This window comes from Pseudoalteromonas caenipelagi (assembly GCF_013140855.1).
GTDB lineage: Bacteria > Pseudomonadota > Gammaproteobacteria > Enterobacterales > Alteromonadaceae > Pseudoalteromonas > Pseudoalteromonas caenipelagi.
In genome coordinates, this window is record NZ_JABBPG010000011.1 from 23,694 (window position 1) to 48,789 (window position 25,096).

Genomic DNA, 25,096 nt, shown 5'->3' on the forward strand with positions numbered 1-25,096 from the left:
TATCACTGTAGCAAGTGCACTAGGGTAATGGCAAAACTTGAGGAGAATAACATGTTAAGACTATTACCTAGTGTCGTTTTGGCCGTTTGTTTAACCGCGTGTGGTGGCAGCAAAGTAGCTCACGACAATAATGACAGTTCAGCACAGACAGGGCAAGGCGGTGTTATCCAGCCGAGTGAAAATACGAAAATTGTGTCACGAGATGGCCGACATTATCGCATTGCTTTTCCTGAGTCTGGATTTAATGAAAAAAAAGCATACAAACTGCTGCTCGCATTTCATGGTTCTGGCGGCAGTGCTTTGAGCATGCAGAACATGGCACGTTTTGAAAAACTCAGTGATGACTACATTGTGGTTTACCCTAAATCTAAGGAGGTAGAATGGGATGATGGCTGCCTATGCAACGTTGCGCATCGACTGGACGCTAAGGATGTTGAGTTTGTCGTGGATATCGTGAATGAAATGCATACCGAGTACAACTTACTTGAAGGCGAAAACTATGCAGTGGGCTTTTCTCAGGGTGGGTTATTTAGCCAAAATATGATGTGTAAACATAGTGAGTTGTTTAAAGGGGTTGCGAGTGTGGCTTCTCCAATGTCTGAGCAGCTGTCTTTGATGTGTAACATTGCTGAGCCAACCAATTATATGATGGTCATGGGACAGCAAGATAAAACGTTGCCTTATGGAGGGCTTAAGCATAGCAATTTTGGTTTGATCTCTGCGCCAAGTGCAATCGACTACATTGCAAAGCAAAATCTAATAGACGGTGAATATGCTGAGAAAGCTTTGGTTCACAATGTGATTGAGCGAGTTTATCGTAATGAGTTGCCTATAACGAACAAACTTATAACTATTTTAGGCGGTACACACACTTGGACATTTAAGAACTTTAATACCTCTAGAGAAGTACTGACATTTTTTGATAATAGCAGTGATATTCAGTTACCCGAGCATTCTGCATTATATAGATTAGACACTGGTGATTATCATGTGAGAACTATGGGGCAAAGTAACGGTAAAAGCGATATTGTAGTGTTATCAGGTGCTAATAAGTTCTTTCACAGTGATTCTGCGTGGACTGCGCTAATTCAACCAATGCTAGCAGAGCACGGTAAAGTGCATGTGGTCGATAGGCTTAATAATGCCTGGAGCAGTGAAGTAGAAGAGCCATCATTTGCATCGTTTGCTCAAGACCTTCCCAAGCTACTAGAAGCATTAAAGGTTGAGTCAGTCATTTTTATCGCCTTTGCAAATAGTAATTTAGCAACACTTATGTATCAAAACCTTCCTAATGAGTCGGTAACGACCAAGGGGATGATTTGGGTTGATCCAGATATTTTACTTCCGCACTCCATTGCTCAGTATCAGTCTGGATATGTTTCTTACATGCGCGAATATAAACAAGAGTTTATAGAGCATGTATCAGAGGGACCTTGGACTGAGCGAACGGTTGAACGGGTTGCGCTTGAGCGTGAAGAAATAGAAGGACTTATTTCACCAAACAATATGCCTATGATGGACTGGGATTATTATGATGCAGTAACGACGCAGCGCGCAGAAATTTCTAAACAAATAACTCGTATCAAAGAAATGATGAACTATTACGATGATTTAGAAGCATCACGTTACCTTGCCAATAACTTAACGGTACCCGTTAGTATTATTGATAGTGACTTTGAGCGCTTAGATATCGCCAGTGCAGAGGAAGAAGAAACAAAACAAGGCTTAATAAAGTGGCAAACAGAAGGAACGCAGTGGAGTAAAGATATTACGCAACAAACACAAGGTGATTACTTCGCGTTAGAAAATGCCAGTCATCAAGTTTTATTTGAACATCCTGAAACAGTAATCGAAGCATTAACTAAGATGCTTGCTAGAGAGTAGTTCAAAGCATGGTTTAGATAAGTTCACAGGCAGTATGTGACTATTTCCCCAGTGTTAAAGCCGCAAAAGCGGCTTTTTTCGCCTCTTGATAATTCTTTGGCAGGAATTCAACTACTATGACAATATTGACTACTCAAACTTTACATATCGAATACTGACTCCACTCCATGGTGCAAAACGATTACAATCACTTGGCACTTGTACTCCTTCTATGTGCAAACGCGGAATGTGAGTTTTCGCTGCTTTTGCTGCCAAAAAAGAGGAATACAACATTTTGCACGTTTCTGGGCTTGTGATATCTGGAGCTCCATCCACAGTCCATGCTTTCTCAGAATTACAAAAAAAAACAGGTGCATTCATGCTGCTCAGTTTTACCATGAACCGATCATTGCTGTGAAAAGCAAGTTCATCAACAGTTCCTGTGCATATAAGTGCGCCAGCCAGAGAGTTAAAGCTCGCAAATAAGCCGCACAAGCTAATTGTTTTTAATTTCATATTGGTTATCTCGAGTTATTGACTTTAAGTCGCTATGTAAAAGTTGTTAACATCAATAGCATGTATAATAACGTGCTATTTAAATGGAAAAATCGGTATTAGCCTGAGCATTATAAAGCAGCTGCTCAGGAGGTTGTACCTATTTCAAATGCAGATAAAAACAGAGTTTGGATTGGTTGAGCGATGCCAATCGTGCGCTTTTTTTTTTGAAAAAATATTTGTACTGCAATTTCTCCTGCTACTATTATGCGTTAAAAAGGAATATAGCCTAAGTAATGCTTTACGATACTTTGATAGTGTTTTTCTTCTTTGAAACGTATTAATTCATGATTAAAGGCATCTCGTAAAGTGGCACTTTTAAAGGCTACGCTGGCGTTAACTGGGGGGATCAGTGAATGTTCCTTAAAGCCTTCAACTGAGCGTTCTTTATTATTTAAGCGGTAAAAGTAGTAAAAAATATATTTATCTAGCACGGCAAAATCAAAGCGCCCTTTACTCAGCAGGTTGGGGATCACTGCCATTTGAGCAGACTCTACGTAGTCTGCCTGTTTAGACATCGCTTTAAACTCCTCTCCAAAATAGCCAGGCGCACCTTGGAAGGTAATAACGGCATAATCTCTCAGGTCGGTAATACTTGTTGGCGATAGGTGTGCACTTTTCAATGAAAAAACCATGGGTTTGTAGGTCACGATAGTGTCACTGATATAAAAGTTCTCACTGTCTTTGGTTTGAAAAATGGGTGCCATTAAGTCGGCATCAGCTGTTTTTACCATCATCTGTGCACGGCCTAAGGGTACAAACAACAGCTTTACTTCATAGCCCATACGCTTGAGGACTGCCTTAGTAACATCAAGATCGATACCACTATGTGTATCGTTATTAATGGTATGAGGTGGGCCCTCGCTACTTACTAAAACCAACGGCTGAGCTGCTAATAAAGTCGAACTTAATAATAGGCTGCCAAGTAAGTGTTTGAATCTCAAATAAGACCGCTGTGAATATTTCATAAAGTGCGTGATTGAATGCTCAATATCGTAAGTTTAGTTGCTAAATATTGAATGTAATAATTCATGCCGTTTTGCCACTATTGGTAACGTCACAAGTCTGTCTCAAATGCTTAATATTTAGATTTATAATGTGCCGAAAAACAAGCTGGTAAAGCCATTTTTTAATCCCTGCTAAGTTACTAAATTTACAATAAAATGAGTCTGGCTCATTAAAATGGCCAAGAGATTTAATGATGCTTTCTTTTTGAATATAGGTACTTTCACCGTTAAATTCATTGTCGGGATTTTGCAAACAAGGTGTTGCGATACCATAACCAATAAATGTGCCGTGGTGGTGTTTGAAGCGTTGTTGAATGGCGCTCAAGTATTGTCTATCAATGATATAGCCTTCTAACTCGAGCCATTGCCCTTCAATAAACACCTCGACCCAACTATGGATAATTTCTTTGGGCGCAAACAGGAGGATCCACTTTGGCATAACCCCTGATTTGAGGTTATTACTAATGGTAAAGCCTTGTAAGCGACAGGGGATACCGACAGCTCGTAGAAGCGCCATTAGTAATGTGCCTTTGGTATTGCATTGCCCATAGCCATCTTTTAATACATCAGACGCCTTTAGGATATCGTGGGCACTATAGCCAAATACAACGTCATCTTTAACAAAGTGATAGATATCTTGCAGTGCGTTATAGCGCTCTATATCAAGCCATCCTTGCTCATTTATCAGGGCTTGGATAGTTGGATGCTTAAAATCAAGTAAATGTGTGTCTGATAGGTATTCTTGCATCGTTTTACTCCTCGGTTTTTTGAGCAGTATGTCAGCCAATGTGGAGAAAAACTTGAATAAACTGGCTATGAGGTTGATTTTTTTACACAGGCTATAGCGCTTCGTAAAGTGATACCAAATTGCTTTTTGAAAGTTCTGCTAAGGTGTGCGCTGTCGGCAAAACCTGCGATATATGCAGCTTGCGTTGCGGTTTCGCCGCGACTGAGTGATTGAATCGCACACATAAGTCGACGCCACAACAAATACGGTCGCCATGGTAGCTGCATATTGTCTTTAAAAACATGCAAAAAGCGAGATTTGGATAAACCTAATGACTGTGCAATATCTTTTGCAAGCCAATGTTCGGGCTTGAGGCAGTCTTGATTAAAGCACCGATTGAGCTGCTTTAACAAAGCGGTAATACGTGGGTCTAAATGTGCATCGTACAGTTCTGTGTTGGTGGTATAGGTGAGTTTAACGCGCGCCAGCAAGTCGGTGAGGTTATTCGAATTATTGTCTTGCGCGTTAAGCGGCCAAGTTACTACATCATTGTTTGCTAACAGGTTACTTGCCTGTATGCCAAGCTGGCTACTTGGTTCGATAAGTATGACCCAACCTTGTTGCATGGTTAGCTGGTGAGGAATATTCGCTTTTAGGAGACTAATCATATTATGAACTGGTGCTTGGTTTACAACGGCCAAACTGCTTTGCTGATCGGGTAAAGTAAGTTGTATGAGCGCATGCTGGTGCATTTGAGTGTCTAGCACCTGAGTACGAATGGCAAATAGTCCGGGTTCTAAAAATAGCGTTTTCATATTTTGACCATAACAAAAAACCGAAGCAGGTGCTTCGGTTTTTTTTAAAGCGCGTTTTTGCTTGCGTGATTAAGCAAAAGCGTCTTGTAGAGGGGGCACAACTTGCTTTTTACGGCTCAGTACACCGTCTAACCATACACGGCTTTGCTCAGGTTTAACGCCATAGGCTGTTTCAATAATACTTTCATCGTCAGAAGCGATAAGCATTTGAGAGCCTTCTTTCATGATGTCGGTTAACAGTAATAATACTGAATGACGACTGCCTTCTTCTTTAAGCTTGGCGATGTCAGCTTCAAGATCGGCTTTGATCTCATCAAATACAGAAAGGTCAATCACCTCTAGCTGGCCGATACCAACCAGCTTGCCGTTCATGTTGAAATCTTTAAAGTCACGCATAACAAGGTCGCGAGCAGGTGTACCTTCAACTGCAGACTTTACTTTGAACATGTCCATGCCAAGTTCTTTGAAATCTTCAACACCAGCGATCTCAGCTAATGCTTCAACACACTTGATATCGGCAGTGGTGCATGTGGGCGATTTAAAGATAACCGTGTCACTTAGGATAGCGCACATCATGATGCCCGCGATATCTTTTGGAATTTCAACACCATAGAAATCATACATCATCTTAATAATAGTGTTGCTACAACCTACTGGGCGGATCCAGCATTCAAGTGGTGTAGAAGTCGTTAAGTCGCCTAACTTGTGGTGATCAACAACACCCACTACCGTTGCTTGATCGATATCATCTGGTGCTTGAGTTTTTTCAGTGTGGTCAACAATATAAACTTCTTCACCTGCGTAGCTCATTTTTAATTCAGGTGCGTCAAAACCAAAACGGTCAAGAATAAACTGTGTCTCAGGTGATACTTCGCCTAAACGAGTAGGGATTGCTGCTTCACCAATTTTGTTTTTTAAATATGCCAGTGCAATTGCACCACAAATCGAATCTGAATCTGGGATCTTATGACCCACTACATACATTGCCATTTGACGGAACTCCTTAAATTTTGCCCGCTATTTTAGCAAAGAATGTCGCTAATAAAATACTAATTGCATGGATTTTAGACATAAGTGCTATATCTATGAATATTAAAAATGTTTTTGCCAAAATTTGATGCGTATTCTGCTTAAAGAAAATTTCCGTTACACTCATAAAAGATGATTAAGGAGTGGGTAATGGGCTTAACGCGCAAAGCTTGGAACAACGTAGTTATTTTTTCTATGTTGCTGATGATATTTTTTTTAAACGGGATACATCATAAATTAAACCCAGAAGAAGCGCCGATTGGACTACAGCGTTTATTGCCAGAGCAGAGTTTTGTATTAACTTTGGCATTTCCTGGCTATAAAATTGAACGTATCGGTACATCTTGGCGTATAGATGGGCCTTGGCAAGCGAATGCTGAGCAACTTCAAGCTCTGGTAACGCTGTGGCAAAGTGCAGAGCTTGAGGTGAGCAATGTGTCGTTAAGTGCTGATAAAGCGCTGAGTGTAGCGCGCTTTTGGCTTGCCTCAGAGGAGCTACCGTTAAGTTATCAGCTGTACTATGACAACCAGCACTACTACTTGTTTGATAAGCAGCAACAACATTGGCTATTGTTAAGCACTGAGCAAGCACAGCAATTGTTTGCGCCTTTGTCATTGTCTGATTCGTAAAGCTAATTATTTTATTGAGTAACATATGCCGGAACTACCCGAAGTTGAAGTGAGCCGATTAGGCATTACGCCCCATATTGAACAACAAACTGTTGATAAAGTTTTGATCCATAATGGAAGTTTGCGTTGGCCTGTGCCAGACGAGGTGAAAAGCATTGAAGGGCTAACTATCAACTCGGTGCGCAGGCGAGCCAAATACTTGTTACTGGATACTGACAAAGGCAGTGTGATTTTACATTTGGGGATGTCGGGGCATCTACGCGTGGTAGAACAAGGTGAAGTACTTAAAAAACATGATCATATCGAATTTCATTTTAGCAATGGTAAAGCATTGAGACTCAATGATGCGCGCCGCTTTGGGGCATGTTTGTGGCAGGAGCCTGAACAAAGCCACACACTTTTTGCCAAGCTTGGTCCCGAACCTTTAACCGATGAGTTTACTGCAGAGCGCTTATTTGAGTACTCTCGTAATAAAAAAATTCCAGTAAAACAATTTATTATGGATAACCATGTGGTGGTGGGGGTTGGCAATATCTATGCCAATGAATCGCTATTTAAAGCGGGTATTCACCCCAAGCGAGAGGCGGGGAAAGTGTCTTTAAAACGTTATCAAGTTCTGACGCCAATCATTAAAGAAACTCTCGCTGCGGCTATCACCCAAGGTGGAACCACATTAAAAGACTTTGCGCAAAGTGATGGAAAGCCTGGCTATTTTGCCCAGCAGTTGCTGGTGTACGGGCGTAAGGGAAAGCCATGTGTAAGTTGCGAGTCTGAACTCAAAGAAATCAGATTGGGGCAGCGAAGTACCGTTTACTGCCCTCAGTGTCAAAAATAGTCGTTATTGTGCAAATGCATCATCTATGACAGAAGAAGGTTGCGTTTGTGTGTGTGCATCAAAGCACCAAGCGGCTAAGATTTTGGATACTTGGTCAACGCGTAACTCAAAACTAGATTTGAGTGCTCGTTCATGACGAGTGTGGTCGCCATCACCAAATGGACCAAAGCCATCCAATGTTGGCACGCCCATAGAAGCAACCACATTGGCATCTGATACGCCGCCACGCTGCTCAGTCGGTAGCGGGGCGCCGAGTATTTGGGCAATATCATCGAGCAATAATTGCTGCGCTTTGGTAGGGGTCATAACGCCGCGCTGTAGCCCGCCATTGATGCTAATATCAACACCTGTTATTTCTATGGCAAAGCAAATATTTTCAATGCCTTGCAGCAGGCGGTTTTGCTCTTCTAAAGAAGAAAAACGCGCTTCAACAACCATGTTTGCATGTGGAGAAATGGTGTTTGCACCTATCCCACCTCGAACTTTGCCCACATTCACAGTGCTGCCTCGTTTTAAATTAGTGAGGCTAGTCATTTCTAACAGCATATTAGCTAGGGCAAAGTTTGCATCAACCCCTTCGCTGTAGTGATTACCTGCGTGAGCCGCTTTACCTGTAATTTCAATTTCAAAGGTGGCAATGCCTTTGCGACCATTCACCACTTCGTGATTTTCTCCTGCCGCCTCAAAAACTAAGCAAGCATCATAGTTTTTGGCTAACTCTGCGGTTAGGTGTTTACTATCATCACTGCCGGTTTCTTCGTCACTCACCAATAAAAAATCAATATTGTGTAACGGACCAAATTGTGCACGTAGGTGGCGCAATGCATTCAAAGCAACAAAGTTTCCTCCTTTCATATCACATACACCCGGCCCATAAACCCATTGTTCATCTTGACTAAATTCCGTAAAGGTCTCTTTTGGAAATACGGTATCTAAATGACCAAGTAACAGAATCTTTTGACCTTTTTTCGTAGGGGTATGAAATAGTAAATGGTCTCCAATATGCTCTCTTTGATAGCGGGTGAGGGAAAAGCCTAGCGGTGCCAACAACTCGATCATTTGTTCGCCATGCTGATCTACGCCTAGTTTATTTTTACTGTGTGAATTGCACTCTATCAGTGCAGCTAATTCGTCAAAATTTAATGTTGCCATCACTGCTTTCCTTGGTTGCGTTGGCGCTCATCGTGGCGATATGCGGTTGCAATTAGGTGAAGCTTTTATGAACAAATTTTGTCCGCTCAATTTGGTCAAAAATGTGTCACATAGATCCTTTTACAATGGCAGTGTACGTAATCACACCCCCTATTTTAGGACCAAGGAGAACACAGTGACAGCACCTCATGTTGGCATTTGGATGTACGAAAACGGTGGCGGAAAAGCCATTGAGCAAAAGTTAGTTCACGCATTAGCTGAGCGTGGTATCGAGACCACGACGGGGCTAAACCTAAGAGATGCCAGAGCGCAAGATGGACAAATATATTGTAATGGCACGGTTATGGAACATCTCGATGCTTTTTTGAGCTATAACGCGGGACAGCAAACTCAATATCAGTTGTATCTATATCAAGCTTTGAGTGAATCTATTCCAACACTCAACAATTTTCATGCATTTTCGTTGGCAGAAGATAAATTCCGTACTTCTCACCTGTTAAACAGTCATGGTGTTGCTACTGCCGATTACCGTCTTTGTCATAAAAATGATATTGCAGGTTTAAAAGCGGCTATCAGAGACTTTGGTGGCAAGCTGGTCTACAAACCGACTGACGGCTGGGGTGGGGTGGGTGTGGTCAAAATTGAAGGCGAACATGCGCTAGATATGTTGTTGCCATTTTTAAGCCGCACAGATTTGCGCTATTTCTATGTTGAGCGATTCATTAACTATGACAACACCGACTATCGCATTGATGTAGTCGACGGTAAGTGTGTTGGTTGCTATGGGCGAAAAGCGCCCAAAGATGATTGGAAAACAAACATCACCAGTGGCGGATCGGTTTTTGTCAGAGAGCCAAACGAGGAAGTGATTGAGCTTGCTATCAAAGCGACCAAACTGCTGGGTTTAGAGATTGCAGGTGTGGATCTCATTTACGACCGTGAGCATGAGCGTTTTGTGGTGCTAGAAGTGAATACCATTCCTGCATTTGCAACTCCTGAACAAGAGCAACTAGGGATCAACTTTAACCAGGCAAAGCTAGATGCCATGGTGGATTTAATCGAAAAAACCGTACAGCAAAAACAAGCACTTCATACATTCAAGGTGGCTTAAAGCAATGACTGCAAAAACCTCTTTACCAAAAATTGGACTTTTATATTTAGATTACGTGTTGCGCTTTTTTGATAAATCAAATTTTAAAGGGTGGCCAAACAAAATTGAGCAAGTGACTTATCATTGGGGAAATGACAAGGTGCGTTTTATTGAAGAGGTAAAACGTAAGAAAATAGATGTATTAATAGGTAATATTCCTGCAACGGCTTATGAAACCTTTCGGGAAATAGCGAGAGCGCTGCCAAATGTTCGCTTTTTACCTTCACTTGATAGTCAATTTTCAAATAAATCAAAAGAAAATGTGACCCATTTCTGTCGCAAATATAACTTACCAACCCCCCACACTGAGATTTTCTATATCCCTGAAAAAGCCAATAACTATTTGGCCCATGCTCAGTACCCTAAAATAATAAAGCGCTCATATGGACCTTCTAATTATGGGGGCTATTTCGTTCATAAGGTAGATAACTATGAAGAAGCAATTAGTTTGCTATCGCAAAAACGTTACTACCCTGTGTACGTACAAGATTTTGTGCCAATGGAAGCGGATATTCGAGTAATGCTCATTGGTCATAAACCTGTTTGCGCGTTTTGGCGCCGTCCTCCCGAAGGAGAGTGGTTAACCAATACCAGTCAAGGTGGCAGCATGGACTATCAAAATGTGCCCAAAGGCGTTTTAGAGTTAGCGACACGAGCATCTAAGGCTGCTAACGCTGAATATTGGGCGTGCGATATAGCATTGGGTAAAGATGGTAAGCTACGTATTTTGGAGTGTGCTACTGCTTTTGCAGCATTCCCTTACATACGTGATTGGATCGGCCAATACTTGATGTGGCTACTCAGTGATGGAAGGTTCTCTAAACCCCATGTTCCGTTATATAACTGGGAAGAGTTAGGAAAAATCGATTCACGCTTTTTACGCACTATGCGCCATATCGGTTTCTCACGCTATACACCAAGTCAAGACTGCGGTGAGCAATTCTCTCAACTTGACGAACATAACTATCCTATTTTAGATACGGCATTACGCCCTGATGAAGAGTGGCCCAGTGAAGTTTGGAACTTTCAAGATAACTTTAAATTAAAAGGGATTGTGGTTCCTGCAAAGGTTGTTCGCACCGTGCCGGGAAGTGATGAAGTCGGTGTGCAGCTAAATAGCTATCAAGATGTGCAGTTCGATGAAGCACAGATCCGCGAGATTTTATCTCAAGTGAAAGGGGTTGGTGCCAAAATGATCGAGGAAATCATGGCTACTTTTGGTGCCCATGGCGTTGTTGAAGCATTGAATACCAAACCTGAACAACTGTGTGTAGTGAAAAACCTTAAAGACAAAAAGTTAGAAAAAATAGTCAATCATTGGCAGCAAGTAGCAAAACCGTGCCACTAAATCTGGTTTTATCAGTTACGAATCTATACCTGTCTCGCAAGCGCAGTCCTCAAAAGGATAGGGCTTGCGAAAAGGTAACTCAATATTCTAGTTGTATGGAAATACTATGAAAATCCAATATGCATCGTATCAAGATACCATTGATTTTTTGCAACAAAGCATGAGTGCGCACCCTCACTTAATTCGTTTGCAGAGTATCGGTGAAACATGGGAAGGGCGGCCTATTATGCTAGTGACTGTGTCATTAGACGTTACCTATGCAGATGACAAGCCCGCTTTACTTTATACCGGTTCGATTCATGCCAGAGAGTGGATAGGCAATGAACTGGCTATTAAGTTTATACAGTATATAGTTGATAACTATAGATTTAATCCTAAGCTGCAAACGGCATTAACCCGCAATACCTTATATATGGTGCCATGTTTGAATCCTGATGGCTTTGAGTACTCTCGTAACCATTTCTCTTTTTGGCGTAAAAATCGCCGCAATAATGGTGATGGCACTTTTGGGGTGGATTTAAATCGCAACTTCGATGCTAAATTTATGCGTAACCAAAACACGCAATCGAATACTTATGGTGGACCACACGCGTTTTCCGAACCAGAAACATCCGCTATTCGCGATTTTGTAGAAAGTCATGAAAACATCCGTATTGCGCTTGATTATCATTCGCAAGGGAATGTGTTTTTCCCGGCTCATAAATTTAATCATGAAGTTGAGATTGAGGGGACTGATCTTAATGTTTTGTGTGCCAACATGAATAATGAGATAAAAAAGGTGACGGGTCGCCAGTATGGTATTCATAGGGGGAAACCGCCAGCTCAATTGATCCATGGGAGCGGCCGAGAGTATTATTACCGTCGAGGGATCATTGCCACAGTTGTTGAAGTAGGGACGCGCAATATTCCTGACTACATGAAAAATATGGCGCAAAGTGTGGCTGAGAATATTCCCGCAGTTGCCTATGCATTAGGTGAAGCGATCAATTACTCTCCATTAGCGCCATCGCGTGTGGAGGAGTTTACCATCAAGGATGTGGGTCGTGATACTGTAGAGTTAGAGTGGCAATATCAAGAACGTGATGATATTTACTTTGAGGTATATCGTAGTGAGCACAATAAAAGTCCTTGTTCCGAAGAAAACCTAGTTGCTATCACTAAGTCGCTGTCTTTTTTAGACACTCAGCTAAAAAGTGGACACTTTTATTTTTATAATATCCGAGCCGTGGATAAGGTCACAAAGATTAAGTCGCCATTTAGCCCTGAACTGCGCTTAAAAACGACTTTAGCTGATAACGAATGCGGGCGAACTTTGTTTCCTGCTCGTGAGCAGGTTGGTTATCTATCACAAAATTACCTGAGTAAAAATAAAGAGCATTTTGGTTACAACTCAATGTTTATTGGTATCGATAAGAAGCGAGGAATAAGTATTGGGGTGGTTGCTTTTGATTTAAGTACGATTCCAGAGGGGTCTCATATTGCCACTGCGCAGCTGTTCTTATATCCGATGAATCGTGTTGCAGCAAAAATTGAAAAATATGGTGAATGGTCGATTTCGATTATTGATGCGAGCTTGGTTGATGATATTTATGACTTTTCGATAATCCAAGAAGCAAAGCCGCTCCATACGCTTGGGCAGACAATAGAGTCGGACAAAATGACTCAAGGTATTTGGCTACGTTGGTCATTTAATGGCGTAGAGCGTAGCCTACTAGAGTCGTTGTTAACTCAGCAAACATTGCTGCTACGTATTCAAGGCCCGCAAAGCTTGCCAGTGGGTAATGACTCTCAAGTGATGCAGTTTGATATTGGTTATGGCTCTTTTGGAGGAGGATTACATTATCGTCCTAATTTAGAGTTGATTTACCAATTGCCTGAGCGTTCTGATACTGTGATAGCGAGCAGTTGCAATACCATATACAAAGATAAAGTGGTAACAGATAAGCTTGCCTCTGGGTTTGATGCAGATGGCGAGATTGTTTATGGTCAATTGGCATTTGAGCTAAATGAATGTTTGGCACCTGATCGAACCGTGTTTACGCAAGCCTGCTTAACTTTATATAGCACAAATTGTCTAGCATCTGCCAAAGATGTGCGCTTTACGGTAGAGCTTGTTGAGCTTAAAGATGTGGATTTTAAACATGTTAAACAAAGACAAAAAATTGAATACATTGGCTATGAAGTCAGCAATGAACAGCTAAAAGAGCGTACCGCTCATAACTTTATTTTTGATAGTTACAGTTTGAAAGAGCTGGCTCGATTACATAAAGCTCAGGCGCCCTTGTATTTTATTATTAGAGCAACGGCTGAATCTCAAGCATGTGATGCATTGGTCAATTGGCAAGATTGTAATGATGCACAACCTGCGAAATTACATGTCGAATATATTGAACGACGAGTTGAGGCATTACCTGCACCTACGCATTTACAGACGCAAGTTGATAATGGTGTAGTAAAACTAACTTGGTTGAACCCAGATAATGCTGATCTTGTGGGTAGTTTTGTGGTTAGAAATCGCTTTCATCCTCCACGTTCTCCTTTTGATGGCGTCAAGCTTTACGGCGGACCAGACCAGTATACATTTGATAATTTTGGTAATGCAGATATAGAAAAATACTACGCGGTATTTAGTTATGATCACGTACCGAACTATTCACAACCTACTGTTATTCATTACCCCGGAAGAGGAAATGGGTAGAACTAGACAAAACTATGGCCGCAAGTGCGGCCATAGTAATGTGTGGAGAATGCTTAGTGCAATATGCTAAATTACATTAGAGGATCACTCTGAATATAAAAAAGTTTCTTTTAGTGTTACCAGAGTGTATCTTTTTGTCCATTATTGCAACAGCTAAATAAACTTTTTTATTATTATGTACCACAGAGCTTTTGCTCTGCAATAAAAACAAGCACTCAAAATTAAAATTATAACGGCTATGTTGTGATCTAGGGTCGGTTGACCAAGAGGTTATAGGTAAAATTTTGTGCTTGCTTGGAAGGGGTAACTAATAGCGTATAGTCGACAGCGCCAATGGTGAGTTGCTGAGATTGCGCACTATATATGAGGTGCCTTTTGCCATTGAAAAGTGCTTGCCAACTATCAGGCTGTTGCCCTTTTTTAAGCGTAATGAGTGTGCGGCCTGTGTTATTGGGAATAAATAACTCTGCCCGAGGGCTTTGTCCCCAAATAGCTTTTAGTTGGCCACCAATGTGTAGTTTAGTGTAATAACTGGGACCAAATGGCGTTAACATTGTTTGTTGTGTTACTACGCATTCTGAGCAGGTAAGCTCTTTGGCACTGTGTTGGTCAATGAGCTTTCCTTGATAAGTGAGTCCTTGCTTTGTCATTGTCCAAGCCGCTTGGCTAGTAGCTAGGTGGTTACACCCAGCTACTAGAGAAACGCCTAGCAAAATGCTAGTTCTTTTCATAATTAGCCACTTGTTTTATTAACATTAGAAGATATGTTGGCGGCATTTGCTCTTTTTGTATAGTTTGCTTATCGGAATGCATAATTGAACGTGACACTTTAGTCGCTCGAGTTTGACTAAGGCCGCTATTTGCACCGCTCCAATAAGTGGCAAAATTAAGTACCAAGTTAGACCATTCATCAAAATCAGTTAATACACTGGCGGTATCTTGATCGCCGTTGATATCAAAGTTTTTCAAAATATCGGTTTGATTCCCGTTGCAGTCAAAATCGACGCTGCTAGAACTTGCATTATGAAGGCCTTTACTTTCGTCAATGAGTGCTTCATCAATGGCGGTATTGGTGCCATGAGAGTAGCTAATGGTAAAGTTTTCTACAGGGCCAAATGGACCATTTAGAATCTCAGACCCTTCAGGGAAGCAGTTAGCATTACCTTGATAAAATCTTCTGAAGTATCGATCACCTTCATTATTACCGATTGTTGGTAAGCCATCTAGTTGATACATGTAATTCATTACGCTGACATGATTTGGTTTAAAGTTTGCGTTGTCGTTACCACCATGGAGCAAGCCAAGGTTATGACCTAGCTCATGCATGATGGTACCTGCTTGCAGGTTATAGGTTAAATTTTCCATTGCTGGTGTGGCGGTAGTTAACCCCCAGCCGCCCATTGAGATGATTAGATCGTTACCGTATAACTCAGCAACGCCCGAAGAGCCTGGGCTGCCATCGGGTTGTTGGCTATTGGCCATCAGCATATAATGAAATATAGGACGGCGACGTAAATCAAAGTGTTTTGCCTTATAGTCTAAAATACTCGGTGCATCTTGTTGCGTCGCAAATGAAGTGCTAGCTGAAAATGCCACTTCGTTACCACCACTGAGGTCATGCAGCTCAGGTGAGGTGCCCTCATCAGGGTGAAAAAGTGAACCTGCGTCAAAATGTACAGCGACACTTTGCTGAGCAAATGCTGCTTTGACTTTATCTAATGATGCTTTATGTGGCCTGACGCCAGCGTCTTCGCTTTGCATATAGTCTACTTCAATAAATATGTCTCGTTGCTCTACTCTGGCACCCCAGTCATACAATGGTAGGCCTGCAAAAGTTGAATTTGGTTGCTCAGCACAATCAGGAATACCATCTAAATCTTTATCATCACTACAGTTAATGTCATTAGGCCCAGCAGGAGTCATGAAGGTTGCTACTTGCCAATCAGCTGCTGAATTTGTATCTGTGAGTAATTGAGAGCGCACTATGCTTTGTCCTAACGCTATGGATGGTGACTCGAGGCGTGTTGTGTCGTGCCACTGCTCTGCCGAGCTTGGTTCTTTAGTTGACTTTCCAAACCGCACAAAATCTACGGTGGTGTCATTACTTTTAAGCTCAACAAAGCCAGAACTATTCCAAGCTGGTGCATATTCACCATCGCCAATAAGCATCAGTTGAGCTGAATTGGTTGTTCCATTTTGCCAAATTTGCGGGCCAGCCTGACTTTGCACCACAATAAATTCACCAGATCCGAGCGTATGAGGGCGCAGTGGGAAAGTACGTTCACCTTGCTCTGAGTAATCATCTAATTTCAGGCTGTTGGCAACGATACTGTACTGCCCTAAATCCACAGTATTGGCGGTGCCGTTGTATATTTCTATCCAGCGGTTATCTTCTGGATACTGTGACGCTGACACTTCACTAATTAGTAATCCTTTTGAGCCTGTTCTAAAAACAATGATTTGCTCTTGTTCAAATGGCGTACCATGAAAATTAGTCACTTGATCTGTGATTTTTAACTGATAAACAGCTTCATTTTCCAAGGTGCTAGTAGGTTTGACGGTTACTAAAAACTGTTCATCTTGCGGCTCGGCAGAAAGGTCATATGCCAAGCAAGTACTAAAATCATTGGCACTTAGTTGGATTGGGCCATTGCATTGCGAGCCTGACTGGACTGTAAGCCAAGTGGCACTCATATTATCTGAAAACGCCAGTTGAATGGGGGCATCTACTTTGAAAATAGGGGTTTGATGTTTTGGATAGCTTTCAAGCAATAGTGGCGTACTGGTATCGACAATGTCTAAGGTAATCGCGGCTGTATCAGATAATTCTCCATCACTGACCTCAAGGGTTATTACTTGATCTATGATCGCGTTTTTGCTTGGGGTATAACGGTAAGTTTGCTTTTCTTCATTCACCAGTTGCAATTCTCCAACTTCAGGGGATTGCAATGAGAAAAAGAGTAAATCATTATCAGGATCTTGTGCTGCGAGGCTAAAATCGACACTGTCATTGAATTGCACAGAAATTGTTTGCGGGATAGCTTGTGGGGCTTGATTGACCTGTTTTATGGTGCTAGTTAATACGAGTTCGCTATAGGCTCCGTCATCGTCAGTCGCTTCAATCGTAAATTTGATATCTGTATCCGCAACGACTTCAGGGGCGATAAAGCTAATTTGGTTGTCGGTTATTTTAAGGTCAATAACTTCTGGCCCATCGGTTTGTAGTACATTTCTTGTCTTAATACGACCATCTCGATCAATGATATGTAAGTAACCCGTTACTTGGCTGCGTTCATCAATATTTTTTGCAAGATCTGCGCTAATGTAGGGTTCGACATTGTTATTTTTATTGTCAAAAAGGTCACAGCCACTGAGGTGGGTTAATGCCACACTTAGTATGGATAACTTAAGCAGTTCGTTTTTCATAGGTTCTATTTTTTGGTTGTTATTTTAGGAACACTATAGCTGAGGCAATTTTTTATTGTCTATAAATAACACTTTGTTTTATTTAGAATATGTAAACGAATGTATAAATGAAGTGGAAGGTATTGTTTGTGAATGTGCAAGGAAGTGGCACATTCACATTGTGAGTTTTGGGCTATAGCTCAAATGGTGAAACACCCACAGCTTGCATGGTATAACCAGTTTGTGCCAATTCCCCTTGCCAAGTTTCAACTTTAATAACGCCTGTTACAGTGATGGCATCATATAAACTTTCGATGGGTACGCCACCTTTAATTTTTACGTGAACAATTTGATTGGGAGGTGGTGGTGGTACATGAATACAGGCACCAAAATAGGGCACCAATAAAAACTCACTGATCAACTGGTTATCACCTTCAAGCGGTACCACAAAGCCTGGTAAGCTCACTGATTGGCCATCTAGGCTTTTTACCACAGGTGCATCTAAATTAGGCTGCACCCAGTTTTGGTCTGAACCTTCATGGCTGGCAGCATCTTGATTATTTATTTGCACATGACCTTTTGGGATGAGATCCTCCCAAAAAATTTCTTTAGGTGGAGTAGCTTGCACTGCATAGCTGAGCAAACCTATTAAAAATAGGGAAATAAATCGCATATAAATACTCTCTTAAATTTTGATACTCATGCCATCATTCAACGAATAAAAATAGGCGCGAGCAGCAGGAATAAGACCCATCACGGTGCCTGCGACCATGATAACGCTTAACAAGGTCAGTTCATAGGAAGATAATGTGTTAATACTTAAGCTGATACCAAATTGACTTTGCAACAGCGGCTCAATTGTAAACAGCGCACCATAGAACCCAAGCGTACCAAACACACAGCCTGTTAGGGTTATAAGAATTGCTTCAAAACTCATTAGGCTAAAAATATGCCAAGGCCTAGCCCCGACCGAGCGCAAAATTGCTAGCTCTCTGCGCCGTTGATTCAAGGTAGCCAATAATGTTGTTAGCATACCTAGCAGACTAATAACGACTACCACCATAGAAAAAAGCAATAGAATTTTCTCAACAATATCTAGCATTTCCCACAGTTCTTTTAATGTCACTGTAGGCATGATTGCCAACAAAGGCTCCGCTTTATACTGATTGATATTACGGCGTACTTGTAATGTATATAAAGGTGAATCAAACCCCATTAGAAAAGCTGTTATTTGTTTAGGTGTGCCAATTAAATCACCTGGTTCGCTTTCTAATGGACCATGCTCATGCTCATCACTATGCGTAGTCTGAGTGTCAACATCTCGGCTTTTTTGCTTTATAGAGCGTGGCGTACTGGTACTGCTATGTATGGTCTCAATGGCAATTAATGGCACATGTACTGTTTTATCTACAGGTGTTCCCGTTGGCTCTAAAATACCAACAATGGTCATCGGGTTATCATCATGATGATGGAAGCTGGTATTACCCATGCCATGTGAAATCACAATTTTTTGGCCTAAGTGATAATGTAGTTTTTTAGCCACCTCACTACCAAGTACAACTTCTTGTGCATTGTGAAATGCTCGCCCGGCGCTAAATTTTAATGGCTGCTTTTTTCCAAAACGGTAGTGGGTAAAGTAATGACTATCAGTGCCTAATACCGAGTAGCCCTTATGGCTGTCGCCCAAGCTAATAGGAATGGTCCAAGCAACGCCGCGGCGCTGTTTGATGTCTTGGTAGCTTTGCCAGCTTACGGCATTATTGCTATGGCCAATGCGAAACACGCTTACCAGTAGTAACTGAATGTCGCCCGTGCGAGCGCCGACAATTAAATCTGTACTTGAAATCGTGTTACTGAAACTACTTTTCGCGTCTATGCGTACACGCTCAATACTTAACAATAGCATGACACTTATTGCAATGGTGAATAGGGTGAGTATGACGCTAGCACGGCGGTTGTAACAGCTCTTTAAAGCCAATTTTAACAGTGTCATTGGCTTGCTCCATTAATACTGGGTAAACTAATTTCTCGGTCAAATAACTTTGCTAAATTATTGTCGTGACTTACAAAGATAATAGTCGCTTGATACTTTTTAGCTTGTGAAAAAAGCGTGGTAATAAAGGCTTCTCGGGTATCTGCGTCAAGTGCAGAGGTAGGCTCATCGGCAATAATGATTTCAGGTCGACCGATAAAAGCTCTGGCAGCAGCAACGCGTTGCTGCTGACCAATACTGAGCGTGGCTACATTACAGTGTAATTGATGCGTTTCTATGCCAAGTGCGGTGAGTAAATTGCTCGCCTGATCTGGAATACTACCGCCATCTTGCTGGGCTTTTTTAGCGCGAGCAGGTGAAAATTCACACCCAAGAATGACATTTTCAAGCGGACTTAAATAGGGTAATAAATTAAAGTTTTGGAAAATAGTCCCAATGTGATCGGCTCTAAAGCGGTCTTTTTTTGCATGAGACAGCTTGGCAAGAGATTGTCCAAGAGTAACAATATCGCCCTGTTGTACAGGATTTATACCAGCAAGTAATCCCAGCAATGTGGATTTACCACTGCCACTTGGCCCATGTAAAAACACTCTCTCTCCTTGGTTTATTCGCAGGTGTTTTATCGCCAAAGTGGGTGGAGCCTTTTTTTGCCATGCGTAGAGCAAATCGTTTATTTCAATCATTTATACGCTACCAATGCTATTGAGCTGAAGATGGTATATCAGATTAACGCTCGACTGAACCTTGTGTCGTTAAAACTTAAACTTTGTGCGGCAAACCACGTTGTTGATTGTGATTTTGCTGCTGAACGATTATTATAACGCCTCCTAACCCCCTCATTTTTTTGCACCCTTTAGCAAGGTGCATCCGGCCTTGGAGAAATAATGAGTAGCTACAAAGTTTTAGACGTCAATGACGATCTACCAATTCGCACTAAAGGTGCGGTTCACAGCGGTAAAGTTCGTTCAGTTTACTGGCTCACCGATGAAGACAGTGCCCGCCTAATAGCTGAAAAGGGATATAACGTACCAGCAGGTACTGAGCTGGCAATTATGGTTATTTCTGACCGCATCTCAGCGTTTGACTGTATCTGGCAAGGTGAAAATGGCCTCAATGGTGTACCAGGTAAAGGTATCGCTCTTAACAGTGTGGCGGCACATTGGTTTACGCTGTTTGATGAAGCAGGTCTTGCTGGCAACCATATAGTTGATATTCCTCATCCATATGTATGGATTGTACGCAAAGCAAGTACAGTCAGAGTCGAAGCAATTGCTCGTCAGTATATTACGGGCAGTATGTGGCGTGACTACGCTAAAGGTATTCGTAACTTCTGCGCAATAGAACTACCTGAAGGTCTGCAAGCGAATCAAAAGTTACCAGAGCTGTTAATTACTCCTTCAACCAAGGGAATTATTACTGGCCTTGATGATGTACCTGCAGTTGATGATGTAAACATCAGCAGAAAAAATATCACGGATAATTTGGAGGCGTTTAACTTTAAATCAGAAGATGACGTTGCCAAGTATGAACAGCTACTAGCGCAAGGTTTTGAGTTGATCAGTGCTGAGCTTGCAAAGTTGGATCAAATATTTGTTGATACCAAGTTTGAATTTGGCTACATCCAAGATACAGATGGACAAGAGAAGCTGATTTACATTGACGAAGTGGGCACTCCAGATTCGTCACGTATTTGGGATGGTCCTGCATATCGCGATGGTAAAATTATTGAAAACTCAAAAGAAGGCTTCCGCCAACTGTTGATCAATAATGTGCCTGATTCAGATGTGTTATTAAATAAAGATCGCATGGCTGAACGTGAAGCCTTGGCACAGAACTATCAATTACCTGTTGATGTTATGATGTCAGTTTCAGAAACTTACGTGGGTATTGCCAGCAAGATTGTTGGTAAGACTTTGGATATTCCAGCTGACCCTCGCGCCGAAGTAATAGCGATTTTAGATAGCCAATATGGCTTAATAGAAAATAGCTAACCAGCCAAAGACTTAGCCAATAAACACCTGTTTAGGGGGTTTATTGGCGCTTATCTCTCAAATGCCTTGCAATTGTTTGCCTTGTCAATTTTACTTACAGTTATGTTGAGCAAATAAAGGCAAGCTATGCCTCGTTACACTCTAAAAAAACGCGTCGGCATGATACTGAGTTTGTCGGTATTGAGCTGTGTTAGCATTGCTCTAAAGGCAAAAACACTCACCATAGTGGATCAATTTGGTAATCCTGTAGAGCATGCCGTGGTTGAGTTATTGCAATCCACAGCGCAGCAGCCGGTCACAAAAACGCCTGCAATTATGGATCAGGTGCAAAAGCAATTTGCACCTAAGCTGCTGACGATTGTAAAAGGGCAGCAAGTGTCTTTTCCAAATAGTGATGATATACGCCATCATGTGTATTCATTTTCACCTGCAAAGCCTTTTGAGCTAAAGCTGTATGCGGGAACGCCAAAAGCGCCAATTACATTTGAACAACCTGGGGTGGTGGTGCTGGGGTGCAATATTCACGACTCGATGGTTGGCTATATTTATATTGCCCAATCAAGCGCCCATTTTGTTTCTGATGAGCAAGGGAACGTGACTCTACCAGATACAACAACCTCTTATTGGTTATGGCATCCAGAACAAGCACAAGAGATCATAGAGCGTACTGAACATGATTGGCCAGCAGGACACAGTAATAGTAAAGTCGAAATTAAACTGACAAAGCCAGAGCCGCGTAATACATTTGGTGAAATGTTTAAGGAACATCATGGGAACTAGCTTAAAACATCGCATTATCATGTTATGTGTTGGCCTAGTGTTACTGACCGCTGTGTCGAGCTTGGTTAGCTTTTGGTGGTCAACAAGTCACTTTAACGAAAGCCAAGTGCAGCAAGATATGCAAGTTGCAAAAAATGTGTATCAGCAATATCTAAAAGCAAAAGAACGTTTGCTGGTTACCGCTGCAACGGTGCTAACTGCAGACTTTGGTTTTAAGCAAGCTGTTGCCACACGTGATGCGGATACCATTAGCAGTGTACTTTATAACCATAGCCAACGCATTGACGCTGACTTGATGTTGTTATTTGACACGCAAGGAAAGTTGATATCAGCAGACAAACGCGATATTGCGCTGCCAGCTGATACTTCAACACTACTCAAGCAGTTGCTTGCACAAGGTAATAGCTCTACATTTATGGTGATTAACGAAGCATTGTACCAAGTTATCGTTTTACCAGTTAAAGCACCTAGAACGATTGCTTACAGCATGGTTGGGTTTGTAATCGATACCAGTGTGGCCAAAGAGCTAAAAGAATTAACGGGGATGGAAATAAGCTTTGTTGCCACACACACCGGGCTCAAAGCCACAACATTGGTTGGGCATCCGTCACACCTTACATTACTTGAGTATATAGATAGCCAAATTGTAGAGCGCTGGTTTAGCGAAGACCCAGTGTACCTCAGTGCTAAATTGCAACTGCCAGGACTTGAAGATAACCCGATACGTGTTGTGCTCAGTGCAGATTTGAGTGAGCACTACCAAGAGTTTGATAAGTTAGTTCTCACCGTGATTTTATTATCATTTGGTACCATTATTTTAGGCTTTATTACTAGCGGGATTTTAGCGAGTAATTTAGCAACGCCACTGCAGCAGCTTACGGTCATGGCAAAACAGTTTGCTCAGGGTAATTATCGGGCAAAAATCTCTGAGTCTCGCCCTAGCAAAGAGGTGTGTGAACTGGTCGATGCTTTTCAGGAAATGGGTGAAGACATTCAAACACGTGAGAAACAAATACGGTTTCAGGCTCGTCATGACTCATTAACTGGGTTTTACAACCGCACTGCTGCACTTGACCTTTTATCTCAACATACTGAAAAGGAAAGTGCGTGTTATTTGATAGCGCTAGATATTAAAGGTCTTCGGCATATCAATGACAAGCTTGGTCCAAGGGTCGGAGATAGTTGTATCCAAGCCGTAGCGCAACGCATCAAAGAGTCTACACAAGGTGCTATTGGCTTTAACGCTCGGTTGGGGGGGGATGAATTTTTAAGTGTGGTAGAAGCAGCTCCTCATATATCAAAGCAGCAATGCGTTACTCAGTTACAAGAGGCACTCAATAAACACTATGAGATTCAGAATTTAGAGATCACGCTACGTTTTAGTATTGGTGTTGTGCAATATCCAGAACAAGCGCAAACTCCAGAAGATATGATTCGTCGCGCTTTGATTGCGGTTGATACCGCAGCCCAAGATAGGCATGAAGTTTACTTTTACCAAAATGGTGAAGATGAGGCACATTTGGAGCGTTTGCAGATCATTGACGAGCTCAAACAAGCATTGCAAAACGATGACGGTCAATTGTTTATGGCATATCAGCCCAAACTTAATATTAACAGTGGGCAAATAGACAAGGTAGAGGCGCTAATACGTTGGCAGCGCAGTAACGGTGAGTGGGTGTCTCCCGAGTTGTTTATTGATTTGGCTGAACAATCAGGCTTGATTGTAGAGCTCACCCAATGGGTGGTATGCACTGTGGTAGCGCAAGTTGGCAGCTGGCTTAAAGAAGGGCTGACTATGAAGGCGGCCATTAATGTTTCAGCGCAAGATATTGCACATGGAGATTTCCTTGCTCATTTAGACAGTCAACTCACCAAGTATTCAGTGCCAGCAAAGCTCATTACCATTGAGTTGACAGAGCGTGACATGATCGAAAATGAGGAGCAGGGCATAAACACACTCAAGGCGCTCAAGTCACTGGGGGTTATGATTTCTCTAGATGACTATGGGGTTGGTCAAACGTCGTTAGGTAGGTTAAAAATGTTGCCAATCGATGAGTTAAAACTGGATAAAGTATTTATTTTAAAACTCAATGAATCTCACCAAGATCAGTGTATTGTGCAGTCGACCATTTCTTTGGGGCATCAACTTGGTTTTTCGGTAGTCTCTGAAGGGGTTGAGAATCTAGAGTCTTTAAATTTACTCAAGCAAATGCGGTGTGATTACGCACAAGGTTATCACTTAAGTCGCCCTCTGCCAGCGCACGAATTTCTTAATTGGCTAGGTAATTACAATGAAGTGGGTTAGTTTTTTAGCAACATTACTGTTTTGCAACACTGCACTTGCAGGTGGCAAACTGTTAGCAACACCTGGTGTGTCACAAATCGAAGGCAGCGCGGGTGGTGGTATTGTGCCTTGGGCGCAGCTAGCAGGGTACGCAAGCGAAGATGAATGGTCTATCGGGGCTTTTTGTAGTCGTGGCAATGTTAAAAACTATCGGTTAGATGTCTGTGGCGTTCAAGGTAATTTATTTAATCGCATAGAGCTTAGCTATGCTGAGCAAGAGTTTGAAGTTCCTGCACTTAACACCCGTATAGAGCAAAAAGTAAGTGGTGTAAAAGTCCGATTATATGGCGATATTGTGTATAGTGATTGGCCCCAGCTCAGCGTGGGTATACAGCATAAATCGTTAAAAGATGGCAAAGTTGCCAAGTTGCTTGGCGCGGGTAGTACCCGTGGTGACGATATTTATTTAGCGGCAAGTAAGTTGCACTTAGGCGCACTCAATGGATATAACTGGTTTTGGAATATAACGGCCAGATACAGTGAGGCAAATCAAACGGGCTTGTTAGGATTTGGTGCCAAACATGCAGATAAAAGTTGGTTATTAGAAGCCAGCAGCGCAGTGTTTTTATCTAGAGAGGTTGCACTTGGTGTTGAATTTCGCGAAAAGCCAAACAATTTGGGATTAGGGGAGAGTCATTGGCGAGATATCTTTATTGCTTGGTTTCCCAATAAATCATTGAATGTCACCGCTGCTTGGTTGGATTTGGGCTCCATTGCTGGTGTTGATCAGCAAACAGGTTGGTACGTGTCAATCACGGGGTATTTTTAATGAGT

21 protein-coding genes are annotated in these 25,096 nt (G+C 41.9%); 10 read left to right on the top strand and 11 right to left on the bottom strand.

Annotation, left to right across the window (positions count from 1 at the left end):
- Positions 1–51 precede the first annotated feature (51 nt).
- A complete protein-coding gene (locus HG263_RS19310; protein WP_171627717.1) occupies positions 52–1,884 on the top strand; it encodes an alpha/beta hydrolase in 1,833 nt (610 codons plus the stop codon).
- 129 nt (positions 1,885–2,013) lie between these two features.
- On the opposite strand, the gene HG263_RS19315 is transcribed toward HG263_RS19310, so the two are convergent.
- From HG263_RS19315 to HG263_RS19335, 5 genes are all read right to left on the bottom strand, one after another.
- Entirely contained in the window at positions 2,014–2,379 is a 366-nt protein-coding gene (locus HG263_RS19315; protein WP_171627718.1) for a hypothetical protein, read from the bottom strand.
- Between the two features lie 251 nt (positions 2,380–2,630).
- The gene (locus HG263_RS19320) at positions 2,631–3,362 is read right to left on the bottom strand and encodes a substrate-binding periplasmic protein (RefSeq protein WP_246240035.1); all 732 of its coding nucleotides are present in this window, start codon (positions 3,360–3,362) and stop codon (positions 2,631–2,633) included.
- 85 nt (positions 3,363–3,447) lie between these two features.
- Positions 3,448–4,173: a transglutaminase-like domain-containing protein gene (locus HG263_RS19325; RefSeq protein WP_171627720.1), complete on the bottom strand. Its 726-nt coding sequence runs from the start codon at positions 4,171–4,173 to the stop codon at positions 3,448–3,450.
- A gap of 65 nt (positions 4,174–4,238) precedes the next feature.
- Positions 4,239–4,967, bottom strand: a complete 729-nt coding sequence (locus HG263_RS19330) for a helix-turn-helix domain-containing protein (RefSeq protein ID WP_171627721.1) — start codon at positions 4,965–4,967, stop codon at positions 4,239–4,241.
- 69 nt (positions 4,968–5,036) lie between these two features.
- Complete coding sequence (locus HG263_RS19335) at positions 5,037–5,957, bottom strand: manganese-dependent inorganic pyrophosphatase (protein ID WP_171627722.1); 921 nt, start codon at positions 5,955–5,957, stop codon at positions 5,037–5,039.
- Positions 5,958–6,146: 189 nt separating this feature from the next.
- On the opposite strand from HG263_RS19335, the gene HG263_RS19340 reads away from it, so the two are divergent.
- Both HG263_RS19340 and mutM read left to right on the top strand, forming a co-directional pair.
- Entirely contained in the window at positions 6,147–6,626 is a 480-nt protein-coding gene (locus HG263_RS19340; RefSeq protein ID WP_171627723.1) for a hypothetical protein, read from the top strand.
- A 25-nt stretch (positions 6,627–6,651) separates the two neighbouring features.
- Positions 6,652–7,461 carry a bifunctional DNA-formamidopyrimidine glycosylase/DNA-(apurinic or apyrimidinic site) lyase gene (mutM, locus tag HG263_RS19345; protein WP_171627724.1) on the top strand — a complete coding sequence of 270 codons (810 nt, stop codon included), beginning with the start codon at positions 6,652–6,654 and terminating at the stop codon, positions 7,459–7,461.
- 3 nt (positions 7,462–7,464) lie between these two features.
- Here mutM and HG263_RS19350 read toward each other — a convergent pair whose 3' ends face one another.
- Entirely contained in the window at positions 7,465–8,613 is a 1,149-nt protein-coding gene (locus tag HG263_RS19350) for a M20 family metallopeptidase (protein WP_171627725.1), read from the bottom strand.
- A gap of 175 nt (positions 8,614–8,788) precedes the next feature.
- Here HG263_RS19350 and HG263_RS19355 point away from each other — a divergent pair, with 175 nt between their 5' ends.
- The 3 genes from HG263_RS19355 to HG263_RS19365 all read left to right on the top strand — a co-directional run bounded on the left by HG263_RS19355 (position 8,789) and on the right by HG263_RS19365 (position 13,809).
- The gene (locus HG263_RS19355; RefSeq protein WP_343044020.1) at positions 8,789–9,724 is read left to right on the top strand and encodes an ATP-grasp domain-containing protein; all 936 of its coding nucleotides are present in this window, start codon (positions 8,789–8,791) and stop codon (positions 9,722–9,724) included.
- 4 nt (positions 9,725–9,728) lie between these two features.
- On the top strand, positions 9,729–11,111 hold the full coding sequence (locus tag HG263_RS19360; RefSeq protein ID WP_171627726.1) for an ATP-grasp domain-containing protein: 1,383 nt from the start codon (positions 9,729–9,731) through the stop codon (positions 11,109–11,111).
- Positions 11,112–11,217: 106 nt separating this feature from the next.
- Complete coding sequence (locus HG263_RS19365; RefSeq protein ID WP_171627727.1) at positions 11,218–13,809, top strand: M14 family zinc carboxypeptidase; 2,592 nt, start codon at positions 11,218–11,220, stop codon at positions 13,807–13,809.
- Positions 13,810–14,057: 248 nt separating this feature from the next.
- On the opposite strand, the gene HG263_RS19370 is transcribed toward HG263_RS19365, so the two are convergent.
- The 5 genes from HG263_RS19370 to HG263_RS19390 form a co-directional block, all read right to left on the bottom strand.
- Positions 14,058–14,540, bottom strand: coding sequence for a hypothetical protein (locus tag HG263_RS19370; RefSeq protein ID WP_171627728.1), 483 nt, complete (start codon positions 14,538–14,540; stop codon positions 14,058–14,060).
- Complete coding sequence (locus tag HG263_RS19375) at positions 14,527–17,235, bottom strand: lamin tail domain-containing protein (protein ID WP_171627729.1); 2,709 nt, start codon at positions 17,233–17,235, stop codon at positions 14,527–14,529. Before HG263_RS19375 ends, HG263_RS19370 begins: the two co-directional genes overlap by 14 nt.
- A 172-nt stretch (positions 17,236–17,407) precedes the next feature.
- Positions 17,408–17,887 carry a DUF3299 domain-containing protein gene (locus HG263_RS19380; protein ID WP_171627730.1) on the bottom strand — a complete coding sequence of 160 codons (480 nt, stop codon included), beginning with the start codon at positions 17,885–17,887 and terminating at the stop codon, positions 17,408–17,410.
- Between the two features lie 12 nt (positions 17,888–17,899).
- Complete coding sequence (locus HG263_RS19385) at positions 17,900–19,207, bottom strand: ABC transporter permease (RefSeq protein ID WP_171627731.1); 1,308 nt, start codon at positions 19,205–19,207, stop codon at positions 17,900–17,902.
- Positions 19,204–19,890, bottom strand: coding sequence for an ABC transporter ATP-binding protein (locus HG263_RS19390; protein WP_171627732.1), 687 nt, complete (start codon positions 19,888–19,890; stop codon positions 19,204–19,206). The genes HG263_RS19385 and HG263_RS19390 overlap by 4 nt, the downstream gene beginning before the upstream one ends.
- Positions 19,891–20,091: 201 nt before the next feature.
- On the opposite strand from HG263_RS19390, the gene HG263_RS19395 reads away from it, so the two are divergent.
- From HG263_RS19395 to HG263_RS19410, 4 genes are all read left to right on the top strand, one after another.
- On the top strand, positions 20,092–21,198 hold the full coding sequence (locus tag HG263_RS19395; protein ID WP_171627733.1) for a phosphoribosylaminoimidazolesuccinocarboxamide synthase: 1,107 nt from the start codon (positions 20,092–20,094) through the stop codon (positions 21,196–21,198).
- Between the two features lie 126 nt (positions 21,199–21,324).
- The gene (locus HG263_RS19400; RefSeq protein WP_246240036.1) at positions 21,325–21,978 is read left to right on the top strand and encodes a methylamine utilization protein; all 654 of its coding nucleotides are present in this window, start codon (positions 21,325–21,327) and stop codon (positions 21,976–21,978) included.
- Positions 21,968–24,283: a bifunctional diguanylate cyclase/phosphodiesterase gene (locus HG263_RS19405; protein WP_171627734.1), complete on the top strand. Its 2,316-nt coding sequence runs from the start codon at positions 21,968–21,970 to the stop codon at positions 24,281–24,283. The genes HG263_RS19400 and HG263_RS19405 overlap by 11 nt, the downstream gene beginning before the upstream one ends.
- The gene (locus HG263_RS19410; RefSeq protein ID WP_171627735.1) at positions 24,270–25,091 is read left to right on the top strand and encodes a DUF3034 family protein; all 822 of its coding nucleotides are present in this window, start codon (positions 24,270–24,272) and stop codon (positions 25,089–25,091) included. The genes HG263_RS19405 and HG263_RS19410 overlap by 14 nt, the downstream gene beginning before the upstream one ends.
- The last annotated feature ends 5 nt before the right edge of the window (positions 25,092–25,096 follow it).